The 13,155-nt window shown below is 65.8% G+C and carries 7 protein-coding genes and 2 pseudogenes; 7 read left to right on the forward strand and 2 right to left on the reverse strand.

The window, feature by feature from the left end:
- Positions 1–868 precede the first annotated feature (868 nt).
- From CKJ82_RS07560 to CKJ82_RS11810, 7 genes and pseudogenes are all read left to right on the forward strand, one after another.
- Positions 869–2,212: a coiled-coil domain-containing protein gene (locus tag CKJ82_RS07560; RefSeq protein WP_231699088.1), complete on the forward strand. Its 1,344-nt coding sequence runs from the start codon at positions 869–871 to the stop codon at positions 2,210–2,212.
- Between the two features lie 701 nt (positions 2,213–2,913).
- A pseudogene (locus tag CKJ82_RS07565) lies at positions 2,914–3,472 on the forward strand (NADPH-dependent FMN reductase).
- Between the two features lie 522 nt (positions 3,473–3,994).
- Positions 3,995–4,876: a LysR family transcriptional regulator gene (locus tag CKJ82_RS07575; RefSeq protein WP_070421285.1), complete on the forward strand. Its 882-nt coding sequence runs from the start codon at positions 3,995–3,997 to the stop codon at positions 4,874–4,876.
- Positions 4,873–5,757 (forward strand): serine hydrolase, encoded by an 885-nt coding sequence (locus CKJ82_RS07580; RefSeq protein ID WP_070421284.1) that lies wholly within the window; start codon positions 4,873–4,875, stop codon positions 5,755–5,757. The genes CKJ82_RS07575 and CKJ82_RS07580 overlap by 4 nt, the downstream gene beginning before the upstream one ends.
- Before the next feature lie 111 nt (positions 5,758–5,868).
- Positions 5,869–7,641: a penicillin-binding transpeptidase domain-containing protein gene (locus tag CKJ82_RS07585; RefSeq protein WP_070790720.1), complete on the forward strand. Its 1,773-nt coding sequence runs from the start codon at positions 5,869–5,871 to the stop codon at positions 7,639–7,641.
- A gap of 470 nt (positions 7,642–8,111) precedes the next feature.
- Positions 8,112–9,014: a transposase gene (locus CKJ82_RS07590; RefSeq protein ID WP_070421282.1), complete on the forward strand. Its 903-nt coding sequence runs from the start codon at positions 8,112–8,114 to the stop codon at positions 9,012–9,014.
- Positions 8,920–9,264, forward strand: a pseudogene (locus tag CKJ82_RS11810) (integrase core domain-containing protein); the annotation flags it as partial. The gene CKJ82_RS07590 and the pseudogene CKJ82_RS11810, both read left to right, overlap by 95 nt.
- A gap of 333 nt (positions 9,265–9,597) precedes the next feature.
- On the opposite strand, the gene eccB reads toward CKJ82_RS11810, so the two are convergent.
- Positions 9,598–10,893 carry a type VII secretion protein EccB gene (gene eccB, locus CKJ82_RS07605; protein ID WP_070421280.1) on the reverse strand — a complete coding sequence of 432 codons (1,296 nt, stop codon included), beginning with the start codon at positions 10,891–10,893 and terminating at the stop codon, positions 9,598–9,600.
- A 97-nt stretch (positions 10,894–10,990) separates the two neighbouring features.
- The gene (locus CKJ82_RS07610) at positions 10,991–13,150 is read right to left on the reverse strand and encodes a DUF6541 family protein (RefSeq protein ID WP_070570997.1); all 2,160 of its coding nucleotides are present in this window, start codon (positions 13,148–13,150) and stop codon (positions 10,991–10,993) included.
- Between the last annotated feature and the right edge of the window lie 5 nt (positions 13,151–13,155).

The following is a 13,155-nucleotide window of genomic DNA, read 5'->3' on the forward strand; positions in this document are numbered from 1 at the left end:
AGGATTCCAGACGGACCATCTCTAGGACTTGATGGATCGCCTTCTCCTTGAATTCGGCGGAATACTTTCTGGGCATAGTGCCAATCCTTCCTTAGCAGAGGTAGGAACTAAACCCAGGACGCTTCACCTTATGCCCTTTTCCCCCTTCTACCCCTATAACGACAAACATATAGGGGTTTTGACACAGAAGGGGGCTGCGACCTGCGTGTTTCGGGTCTTTATGCGGTCTTCGACCCTTACCCGAAACGGCCCGTTGATGCGCGAAGCGCACATGGTGCCTACACAAAATCTGCAGGTCGCCACGCTGTGCGCACCACATACGGCGTCAGTCGTTGTATGTCGGTCTTAAAGTAAGGGCCGATGACGGGTGGAAACGCCGCTTGCGGCGTCTTCCCGCGTCATCGCGCACGCCGTGTGCAACGTGAGCTTGCGAACGTGCCACGGCGTCGAACCGAACGGCAAGACCGACATCGTTAACGTGGTGCGCACAGCCACACCCTGCACTCTGGCACCGCCGCTAGGCGGTCATTGCAGGGTGGTGAACATCCCGCAGCGAGCCATCCGCCGCAAGGCGGTGTTGATGCTGCTGCGGGGGTCAACGACACGGGCTGAGTAACACACTCCATATCGGCCCGTGCTACAAGCACACTATCGGTGCAGACGTATCACGTTCGCGGCGGCCATATGCGCGCAAGCGCATGTAACAGACACCGCCAGCGACGTGTGTTTCGCGAGCGCCCGCTCGCAGCAGATCCAGCGGCAGCTGTTGATGCAAATGTGTAGCGCCGCGACTCGATTGGTTCATCTTTGTGGCAGCGGCTGTACGGCCCTGTGGCGGCCGTAGACGCCTCGGATGGACGGAGTGCGCGTGCAGAAGAACAGTTTCGAGACGTCGCTGTTCGTCGTGTATCTGCCGAAGTCGATGTGCAAGGAGATCCCCGACTACTACACCAGTGAGGTGGACGGGCGCGAAGTGAAACGTCCGCGCTATGCAGCCCGCGACTACGAAGAAGCAATGATGTACCCCGAAGAGTCAATGCGTTGGCTCGCCGAGAACTTCATTCCCGGCGGTATCGACGCAGTCGCTGGCGGTGATATGAACTTCGACGAATCAACGCCACACATCCAGTTCCAGGCGGATACGTTCTCACCGAAGCCCGAAGATCCCGACAAGCTCCGTTGCCGCCCCGGCATCGCGTACAACACTGACACCTCAGTGCGGTACACATCCGGCCCGAAGAAGGGCAAGCAGATCTCGGGTAACCAGAAGTTCATCGACGCGCAACGGGGCCTGCGCGAACACATGCACTCGCTGGGCTATCCGGTGGAACTGGAAGTCTCCGAGCGGCATGACGAGTCGTTGAACCTCGGACGCTACGCAGAACAACAAGACCGGGAGCGCGACCTCGCCAAGCGCGAGGATGATGTGGAAGTCAAGAAGCGATCCGTGCAGCGCGATATGGACGCAATTGATCGTGACCGCGAGCAAACAGCAAAAGAACTTGAACAGGCAAAAGCTGCCAACGAAAAAGCGCAAGGTGTGTTGCAGCACGCCGAAGAACAGGCTCGCGCTGTTGCCGAGCGTGTGCTCAACGAGGCACGTGAGAAGGCAGAGCAAGAAGCCGAGCAGATCCGCAGTGACGCGCGCGAGAAGGCCAAGCAAGAAGCCGAGCAGACCATGGGCCTTGCCGAAGCGCAAGCAGACGAGCTGCTCGAACGAGCCGAAGAGACTGCACAGGCCAAGGCGGGCGAGATTACAGCCGCAGCCCGCAGCGAAGCGGAGTCGATCACACGCCAAGCCGACGAGGCCCGTAAGCAGGCTGAGCGCGACGCTGAGACGATCCGCAGCGAAGCACGAGATGAGGCCACAAGCATCCGCGACGAGGCCACGCGCGACGCTGCAGTAACGCGCACGGATGCCCGCGATGAGGCTGATCAGATCCGCCGCAACGCGCACACGGACGCCGAAGATGAAGCAGCCATCATCATCGAAGAAGCGGTGAAGTCAGGACAGCAGTTGGAGCATCTGGACAAGAAGTTCCTGGTGCAAGAACTGCATCGCAGCCCGGAGCTGCTTGAGCGCTACACGCTGTTCAAGCAGTCGCAGACCTCAGGCAAGAAGGGCGGGGCGCAGCAACGTGCGCGCGAGCGTATCGAGAAGCGCCGCCAGCAGCAACAGCAGCGTGATCGTGACGGCGGTATGGAGCTTTAGCAGCTCACCATGCGCTCTGCACGCCCGTCTGCGGGCCGTACAGGGCGCCGTCGGCGTCGTCGGTCATCTGCGGTATGAAACCGCTGAGATTCGGCGAAAATCGAAGAAATCTCGGCTAAGCGGGGCCAAGTGTCACTACGTTGCGCAGCGAATTGGCCGGTTAAGTGGCGGAGATATTGCGCAGCGCGTCGGTGTGTACGACGGCGCATGTGCTGCACAGCAAACATGCCAGCACACAGACCTGCAGAATGTCGTTGTCATCCTGTTGCGCAGTAAAGGTGTCAATAGGATGACAAACCACTTCACTGCCCAATTCACATGTCATTAAAGTGACAGGGCATTTGATTGCGCAGTAAACGTGTCGATGAAATGGGTGCCCAATACACAGTGCAACCTACGTGTTAATGAAATGTCACAGACACTACATAGTGCAGTGAGTTGCGCAGCAGAAACGCCAGTAAAAGCACCGCACCACTGCACCGTAAAACTGCACAAGTGATTCGCAGCAAATTGGCGTGTGAAATGGTTGAAAAAATAACCCCGCAGCGTATGCGGGGTTCATCCACGATTACAATTGCAACCGGGCTCACACTGCTATCGGAGGGTTAACTCCCCCTGCAACGCGTTCACAACGTCACGGGGAAGTACAGCTAGCGTGGGAGACGGGAATGTCACCACCACCACTATTCGGAGGTAAAACCATGACCCGCATCGCCATCATCGTCGGCAGCACCCGCCCCAACCGCCTGGCACCCCAGGTCGCCGAATGGGTGCACGAGCACGCGCAGCAGCACGGCGGCGCCGAGTTCGAGCTCGTGGACATCGCCCGACCAGAACCTGCCCCTGCTGGATGAGCCCATGCCCCCGGCCATGGGCCAGTACTCGAAGGATCACACCAAGGCCTGGGCCGAGAAGATCGCCTCCTACGACGGCTTCGTCTTCGTCACCCCGGAGTACAACCACTCCGTGCCCGCCGCACTGAAGAACGCCGTGGACCTCCTGTACGCGGAGTGGAACAACAAGGCCATCGGCTTCGTCAGCTACGGCAGCGCCGGCGGCACCCGCTCCGTGGAGGCGTGGCGGCTGATCGCCGCGGAACTGCAGATGGCCGACGTCCGCGCCCAGGTGTTCCTGCCCTTCAGCTCCGACTTCGAGGACATGTCGAAGTTCACCCCGACCGAAGGCGCCACCGGCGCTCTCACCGATGTGTTCAACCAGGTCACCGCCTGGTCGGAGGCGCTCAAGACGCTGCGCGGCTGACCGGTAGTTGGTCTGAACCAGGCCGAACGCGGCGAGAAACCTGTGGTTTCCCGCCGCGTTGTCGTTCGTTGCTCGCCTCAATGCCGAGCCGTTCGAGTTCTTCCGGATTGCCCCGCATCTCCCGGACCACCTCGGGCGTGCGGCTCTCAGTCGAGGATCTCCTCCACTGCCCGTAAACCGCTTGTCCGTCAGGTCGGGGTCGTCCTCGAAGGGGACCGGGGTTCCACCCGGTGGATTCTGCCCGGCCACTCCCCGACCGCGGGTCCCGCTCCACGGATGGACGCATCCAGGGTGGCGGTCAGGTAGCTGAAGTTCGCCGATTCCCCCTCGCACAGATCAGTTCTGGTGCCGTGGGAAAAGGGGTCTCTCCCCTGGCCCGGGACGGTGCCGGTTCGGCTGTCATACGCATCTTCGCCTGAATTGGACCCACCACGGCAATCCGCTGCACGACAGGCCCGGTGAGCCCTTGTTCCCCGTACCTCGCTCAGCTCGTCAGAGTCCCCTCCACTAGGCTCGGGGCACATGACAACTCGACCGAATTCCCTCCGGCACTGGGAGTACTTCGTCGCCGTGGCCGAGGAGGGCAGCGTCACCGGTGCCGCGGAGCGGCTGAGGCTGACCCAGTCCCCCGTGTCCCAGGGGCTGAAACGTCTGGAGTCGAATCTCGGCCTCGACCTGATCCGCCGCTCCGCCACCGGTGCCACCCTCACCGAGGCCGGCCGGTCCCTGCTCCCGCAGGCCCGGATTCTGGTCCGGGACGCCACGGAACTGCAGAGCATGGCCCACGCCATCACCGACGCCGGGGCCGAGGTACGCGTGGGGCTGGCCCCCTCGGTGCCGCCGGGCATCGCCTTCGACCTCACCTCCGCGTTGCGGGACGTCGGCCGGGTCAGTGTGCACACGGCCGAGGTGTCGCAGCTGGTCACCCGGGTGGGCGAGGGCCGTCTGGACTGTGCCGTCATCGAGGACCCGGCGCCGACGGGTGAGTTGTCTCGCGGGCAGCTGCACGAGGTTCCCCGGCTGCTCGCCGGGCCCGCCGAAAAGCCCGCGACCTGGGCGGCGTTGCGGGGACACACCCTGCTGGACAACACCGCCGCCGTCAGCCCGGCGGCCGCCGGACGCCTGGCCGACGCCTTCTTCACCATCGGCTTGCACCCGGAGACCGAGCTGTGGCCGGACCGGACGGCCCTGGCCGCGCGGCTCGGTGCCGGAGGCGCGATGGTGCTGCTCACCCCCGATCAACTCGGGGGCCTGCCCGCGTTCCCGATGCCGACGGCCTTCCACCTGCGGCTGCGGTGTGTGGTGCCGCCGCAACGGGGCGGGGCCGTCGGAAAGCGGGATCTGCGCGACGTCGTGGACCGTGCCCTGCGGCGCTCCCTCGGGCGTCTGGGAGAGACCGGATGACCAGGAGCCTGCGGGCCCGGATCGGCACCGAATTGGTCGCCGCGGGCTGTGACGGTTGGTGCTGGGCGCACCCGGTCGGCGAAGAGGCGGCCGGCGTCGGGGTCGGCGCCGACAGTCAGACCAGCATCTCGTCGATGTACAAGGTCCACCTCCTGGCCGCCTTCTGCCTAGCCGTGGACCGCGGGCTGCTGAATCCGCTCGACGCGGTGACGCTCAGCACGGATGACGGCCCGGTCGGGACCCCGGGAGTGGGGCTGTTCGCCGATCCCGTGACGATGAGCCTGCGGGATCTGGTGCGTCAGATGGTGGTGCTCTCCGACAGCATCGCCGCCCGGGTGCTGCAGCGGCGTCTCCCACCGGGCCTGGTCGGGGAGGTCGTCTCCCTGGCGAATCTCGAGGACACCACGATCGTCGCCCCGGGCACCACCGAGTCCGAACTCCCGGCCCTTCCAGAGGACGGCTCCGCGGCCAGCGAGGCGATCCGGCTGCTGGTCTCCTACCCCCGGGTCCACCAGGATCCGGCCACCTACCGCTCGGTGAGCACCCCACGCCAGCTGTGCCGCCTGCTGGACTGGATCTGGACGGGCCCGGATCTCACCGGGGTCTCCCGTGCCTTCGCCCGGACCGTGCTCGGGCAGCAGGTGTGGGGCCACCGGATCCCCTCCGGCTTCCCCGCCGGGGGCGTGCGCTTCCACGGCAAGACCGGGACGATCGGCCCCGTGCGCGGCGAGGTTTCCGTGGTGGCCGTCGACGAGGAGGCACCCATCGTCGTCGCCGTGATCACCCGTTCAGCCCGCAGCGGCCCGAACCTCGCGGCCGCGGACGCCGCGATCGGCCGCATCGCCCGGTTACTCGTCGATGAACTGCGCATGTCGCGCTGAGATTTCCCACCGGAGAACACCCCGCCGAGCAGGCGATATTCGTCTCCCGACTGGCCGGAAGTCGTGCGGGAACGTGGTAGCGGTGAGCCCGTGGGCCTAATCTCATCCGGCATGACCACCCGCACCACTGTCCGTGTCTCCGCCCTGCTCGCCGCTACGGCGCTCGCGCTCTCCTCCTGCACCGTGCCCTGGTTCCGGGACGCGGTGGACGAGTTCGTCGCCGCCTTCAACGCCGGTGACGACGCCGGTGCCGCCACACTCAGCGACGATCCCGCCCGGGCCGCAGCCGACCTGGAGCAGCTGCGCGCGGGCATCGGCGGGACCAGCGTGGAACTGGACGCCGGCGGCGAGGAGGACGGCGCCACCGAGATCACCGCCACCTGGACCGTCCCGAATGGCGATGAGTCCACTACCACCGGGACGATCACCCTCTCCGAACAGGACAGCGACCTCATCACCTGGGACAAGCGGATCTTCTCCACGGAGCTGAACGGGGACAGTCGCTTCCTCTACTCCGACGACAAGACCTTCACTCTGCCGGTGACCGACCGCAACGGCACCGACATCCTGTCCTGGACACCTGTCACCGTCGTCTCCGCGGGCCCGGAGCTGATCCCGCGGGCCGGGGAGATCGCCGCCGCCGTCCGCCCGGTCGTGCCGACCTCCACCGCCGAATCCGTCACCGCCCAGATCGAGTCCGGGGACGGCTCCCCGGTGGGGCTGTTCACCCTCCGAGAGCGGGACTTCGCCGTGATAGGGGACGCCCTGCGGGCGATCAAGGGACTGGACCTGCGGGAGGAGGGCCGCATGCTCGGCCCCACCCGGGACACCGCCTCCCCGGTGGACGGCGGCCTGCGCGACTACTGGTCGGAGAAGATCACGGCCGACGCCGGCTGGACCCTCCAGGCCACCTCCCCCACCGGCACGACCATCCTGGGGCAGGTGGAACCGGCGGAGAGCGAACCCGTGCGCACCACGATGGACCTCGGGGTGCAGACGGCCGCGAAGCGGGCCCTGGAGCCGATCGAGCAGCCCGCGGCGATCGTCGCCCTCAGCGCCTCCACCGGCGGGGTTATCGCCGTCGCGCAGAACGACGCCGCCGACGCCCTCGGCCCCGTCTCGCTGAGCGGGCTGTACCCGCCCGGCTCCACCTTCAAGACGGTGACCACCGCCGCCGCCCTCGAACGCGGCACCGTGGTACCCGACTCCACCGTCGCCTGCCCCGCCACCGCGGAGATCGATGGCCGCGTCATCCCCAACGACGGCAACTTCGCCCTCGGGGACGTCTCCATGACGCAGGCCTTCGCCCAGTCCTGCAACACCACCCAGGGTTTCATCTCCCAGGATCTGGAGCCGGACGACATGAGGAACACGGCGGCGCGTCTCGGACTGGGCGTGGACTTCACCGCGCCCGGCATGAACTCGGTGACCGGCTCCGTCCCCGTCACCGAGCCCGGCGCGGCCCGGGTGGAGGCCGCCATCGGCCAGGGCGAGGTCCTCTCCTCCCCCTTCGGGCTGGCCGTCATGGAGGCCTCCCTGGGCAACAACGGCCGGATGGTGCTGCCGACCCTGATCCAGGGTGAGGAGACCACCGCCGATCAGGACCCCGAGCCGCTCGACCCGGCGACAGTGCGGGCCCTGCGCGCGATGATGGCGGAGACGGTGGACTCCGGGACCGCCGCCAGCCTGAGCGACATCCACGGTCTCGGCGGCAAGACCGGGACCGCGGAGGTCGGGGGCAACCGGCCCGCCCACGGCTGGTTCGCCGGCATCAAGGGTGACCTTGCGTTCTGCACCTTCGTCGCCGGGGCGGAGTCCTCGGGACCGGCGGTGGCGGCCACGGGCCGTTTCCTGCGCGATGACGCGATGTCGGAGTGGCGCTGAGCGGACCCCATCACCCGGGCCAACGCTCACGTCGATCCCCCAAAAGTAGTATTAGTGCAGGTCAGCCCCATTCAGGGGGCGGAAGAGGACGTTCCGGACAAAAGTCCGCAATACCTCGGGTGATCACGTCAACTTCTGCGTTAAAAAATGAGGAGTCGTTCACTGTCGGTCAACATATTCGAGAAGGTAACCCGGTGTTTTCACGGGAAGCCGACTGACATGTGGTGAAGATCCAAGGAAAGTGACCATTGACCAGGCAAATTAGTAGTTGTTGATGTCACAATTTGCCTGCTCGAAGGGATCACCTTCAGGGTGAAGACTACCAGCTTCCATGTCGGTACCCCGCTCCTGCTCAACTGTGCTCGAACGCCGGACTCATGTTATTGGCCGCCACCGCCGACGCCGTCAAAGTCGCCGATGCCATCGACGTGGAACTGGCCGAGTGACAGAACCCGAACCTGCTGCACACCATGACCGCACTAGCCCTGGCACTGGCCCTCAGCGGGGACGACGCAGGCGATGTTGATCTCCTGGGCCCGTTGGTGGCCACCGGCCTGGTCGACCAGGTGCCGTCGCACTCCACGGTGCACCGCCGCCGCAAGGAACTCGCCGACCACGACGACGAAGCTGCCGGTGCCGGCACAACCGCGGTGCTGGCCGGCATGAAAACAGCCCGTACCGCGGACTGGACCGCCTGCGGTGCCCGCAACCCCGCCGCCGCGGCCAGCACCGATGCTCCGTTGGTTCTGGACCTGGACGCCACGGAAATCCTCGCCCACTCAGACAAGGAAAAAGCGGCCCCGACCTGGAAGAAGCACTACGGGTTCCACCCGCTGTGCGCGATCATCGACCACGGCGACGGGCTGACCGGTGAACCCGCAGCCGTCCTGCTGCGTCCGGACAACGTCGGCTCGAATACCGCCGACGACCACAAGGACGTCCTCGACCAGGCCTTGGCCGCGATCCCCAACCGCGTCGATGGTCAGGAGTGGGGGAAGCGTTTGCTGATACGCACGGATTCCGCCGGCGGATCCCAGGCCTTTCTGAGACACCTCAACCAACAAGGCCTGGCGTATTCGGTGGGGTTGCCGGTGACCTGGCAGATCGGCGACATCGCCTCCACGCTCGGCGAGGGCATCAAACAAGGCATCATCCGCGCGGGCGGTACGGTCAGCGACACCACGGACGCTTATGTCGCAGACATCACTTCCCGGATGCGATCCTGGGCCGGGGAACCACTGGGCATTAACCTCGACAAATACCCCACAGATATGCGGATTATCATCCGAAGCCCTGACGATGGCCTGGAAGGTACGAGGAGACCTGAATGGGGCGATTTTCCACTCGGATCACGGCAGTGTTTATACCTCTGAGCAGTACCGGAGGTTGTGTGAGCAGTTCGGCGTCACCCAGTCGATGGGAGCGATCGGGACGAGTGCGGATAACTCGTTGGCGGAGTCGTTCAACGCGTCACTGAAGCGGGAAGTCCTTCAGGATGAGCCTGTTTTTCCAAGTCAGCTGGTGTGCCGCCGGGATGTGTTTCGGTGGTGCACCCGGTACAACACGAAACGTTTGCACTCATGGTCCGGCTACCGCTCGCCGAATGCCTTTGAAGCCGCCTGATTAGCTGCACTGACTATCATGATCACCGCCTCCGCGGAACCGCACGGCGGGGCCGTCGACCCACTGCGGGCTGTCCCATTCGTCGAACGCGAGCAGAGCCCCGACACCGCACCGCTGCGTGCGCGCCCAATTGCGACCATTGATTCCGCTGCCCCACACCGAAGCAGTTTCACGGTCGCAAGCGTCGTGCTCGTCGCCGCCCTTGCTGTCGCAGTGGGCGCTTTTCGACGGATACTCCTCCAGGGCCGACCCCGGCATCGCTCCATTCACCACGGCTAAAACTCGCCGCGAAGGTAGTGCACCGAGACCAGATTGACTGGCGTCGCAGCGCTATCAGTAGGTCGCGGTCAGCGCTGCCTCGCGTGTGAGGGCCGGGCCTTCGGGCAGGAGACTGAGGATGCTCCACGGAACGGTGTCCACGTGCAGTGCGCCGACGACGTCGAGGTTGTCCCTGGTATCCACCAGATGGCGCTGACCTGAAGCGGACACGACGTGGTAGCCGGCACCGGTGTCGACGCCGACAGCACCGGAGGCTAACCCGACGAAATGGGTCGCGGGGCTGTCACCGGACAGCTCGACCGATCCTGCGGTCAAGACATCCGAATCTGGGGCAACGAGTGCAACAGAGCCTGACTCCGTCACGCACACGGCCGATCCTTGTGGATCAACCCACTCCGGCGCTTTCTCCGGAACGGCGATATCTAGCGGGACTTGGGCATCCGGATACGCGGCAATCTGGGAGGGGGAAGAGGTTGAGGTGGGTGCGGCGGCGTCGATAAGCAACTGCTTCTGTAATTCCGAAACGGGCTGAATGCCGCCATGCTGTGTGACAGCCCATGCTTCGTCGGTGCCGTCGGCGAGCAACAGGCGCGGCAATGGGTGTGGCAGGCGGACCGGCGGAAGTTCGCGGATCGCGGACAGCACCGGCGCACTGATGTCTGCGCGGACGACCCGCGCGTCGATGCCCAGGGCGCGTCGGATCAGCCTGCCCTGTGCATCGCTGTCTGGCGGGAGTTTTGCGCGCCCCTCATTGGTGAGCATCCACTCGTTGCCGCCCTGAGTAACCGCGACAGCCTGCCCGTCGGCAAGCTGCTGCACCGGTTCCCCGGCGACAACCGTGACACGCTCCTCCCCCTCGCACGCCGACCACGCAGCATCCACCGCATCACCCGGCGCGAACATCGCCGGCGCCGTGGCGATACCCAACGGCACACCGCGCGGCATCTCGGTGAGTCGCTCCTCCCCCACGCGCTGCGGCTCCTCCGCACTGCCTGCGATCAGTCGCGCCGACGTCAGGTTCGTCACCGGGTGCACTACCTCCCCGACCCGCACGTACATCGCCCCGTCATTGGCCCGCAGAATCGCCGCCGCGCCCGGATCCGGATTCGGCCGCAACCACGCGAACAGCCCCGATCCCGCCGCGATGAGCGCCACCGCGACCATCCCGAAGATCGCCGAACGACGCCGTGCCGCCAATGGATCATGAATCATCCGGATATCCCCGTAAATGAGCCCGTGCTCCACGCGCCGGCGCATGAAACGGTGCCCCGAAACCTGCGAACGCGTCGTCGGCAACAGCCTGCGCGCCTGCTTTGTCTCCCCCGAAACGGCATGAGTGTGCTGAGCCATGTGGACGCCCCCGTCGATTAGCAATGGCTTCTTTAAACGACGCTAAGCGCATGCGGGGCGGGCTTCAACCCGAAAATGCGCACTGAAGTGCGCAACGCTATTCGACGCCCGCGGCCGCCAGCTCCTCACTCGTCGGAGTCAGCTCAGGCAGCTCGGTGGAGCCGCCGTTGGCGACGGCGTCGCGCTGGAGTTCCTTGATCTCAGCTGGGGTGAGCTGCGCGTTGACGGCGAAGATGGTCACGCGACCGCGCTGGTAGACGGGCGTGACGCCGGGGGTGGTCCACAGGGCCTTGTCCACCTGCCAGTTTTTGGGCCCGGGCCAGAAGGTGTTGCCGGAGGAGACGATGAAGCGGACGCCCAGGTCGGCGGCGGCGTCGTCGGCGGGCGATTTCTCGTTCGGTCGGCCGCGTTCACCGGCGCCGAGTTGGCCGGCGCGGTCGGCGAGCAGGTTCGAGTCGACGCCCAGGCCGCCGTTGGGCCACAGGTAGTGGCGGGCGACTGTGGGCACGCCGTCGATGGCGTAGGCCCAGGAATACCCGTCGGTGGATTCGCCCATGACTAAGCCCTCGTGAGCCTCCGGGCGGGAGGCGAGCCAGGCGTAGGCCGTGAGCTGGTCGTCGTCGACCATGCGGTCGTTGAGGCGGGAGGCGTCGAAGGACATCTTCGCGCCGTCGACGGCGACGGTGGACGCCCAGGCGCCGGTGCCCCACCCGACGAGAACCGCGAGGATAGCGGAGGCAATCGACGTGCCCCACACCCACGGGCGGGTGCCGTAGCGGGCAGCGACGGGAGCGAGCGTGAACACGCGGATGATCATCGCGGCGCCGACAGCGGCACCGGCGATGACGGTCAGCGCCACGACCGTGATGATGCGGTGCGCGGAGTTGTAGTGCGGGGACCCGAGCAGGGTCAAAAGCGGTTCCCACAGTCCGTCGAACGGGTGCAGCGCATGCGCCGCGCTGGCCGTCATGAGCCCGTAGAAGACGGGCGCCCACACCTGCCCGCGCCAGACCACCATGGCGATCGCGCCGAAGCCGGCGAGCCACAGCAGGATGGTCGGGTCGAAGTCGGGGAAGAACTCGCCCACGTGGCGGGTGCTCATCTTGAACGCCTTCTCCCAGGCCTCCCCTGAAGTGACATTCTCGCTGGCGTCCCAGGTGTTCACCTCTTCGGCCTGAGTCTGGCCGGCGATGAGCTGCGGGAGGAACGCCACCGTCGCGCCGAGCGCCGGAATGGCCAGCCACAGGACATCGCTAACACGCGAGCGGTCCGGGCGCCACACCAGGTAGGTCAGCCAGTACAGCAGCACGGCGAGCACCACGACGAGCACCGCGGACGGGTGGACCTGCATCATGCCTAAGAACGCGAACAGCGTCGGCAGGGCCAGCGCGCGGTAGCGCGGCACCTGGTGGAACAACGCGATGACGATGCCGGACAGTCCGATCGCCACGATGTAGGGGCGCATGCCCACGAAATCCGGGATCCACACCAGCACCGGCGAGGCGTACACCGCGATGGCGGCCAGTCCCGCGGCGATCTGCGCGACCATGCCGCGGCCGCGCGCCATCGCCCACGCCAGACCAGCGGCGCCGGCGGTCAGGGCGAGACTCGGCAGCACGATCGACGCGAGGTTCACGGCTTCCACGGGGGCGAGGTCGCCCGCGCTGGCAAACAGCGCCGTCGCCGCGTGGAAAGCGGAAGGATAGAAAAGATCGATGTGCGTTTCGGGGTTCTGCAGCTCGCCCATCCGCGTGGGCGAGGCAATGCCTTCCTCCATGATGAAGCGCACCGCATTGACGTGCCACTGGATGTCCCAACCCTGGACAATATTGTCCAGCTGGCCGGGCACCTTCGACTGGAGTTCGAGCTGCTTGGCGATCAGCATCCACGCGCCAGCCACGACGCCGGCGCCGGGCAGCACCCACGACGGGTCGGCGATACTGCCGCGCCGCCAGTCGCCCGGCCACAGGGCACGCACCCAATTCTTCGCCGCGCGTTTTCTCGCCCGCCGCGCGAACGCGTAGCGCCACCCGGCCGCCAGACACAGCATGAGCACTAAGAAAACGATGAACGACGGCCACCCGAAGCGGATTCCCATCGCGCCGTACATCCAGCTGCCCAACCCGACGATGCCGAAGGTCGCGGGCAGCGACGACGCGGCCGCAGCGGGCAGTTTCGCGCCCGCGACCCACGCGAATATCAGCCCCGGCAATGTGAATACAGCGATGGCCAACCACACGGCACCGACTGCATCCATGCGCT

This window comes from Corynebacterium gottingense (assembly GCF_002285125.1).
In the GTDB taxonomy this organism is placed as follows: Bacteria; Actinomycetota; Actinomycetes; order Mycobacteriales; family Mycobacteriaceae; genus Corynebacterium; species Corynebacterium gottingense.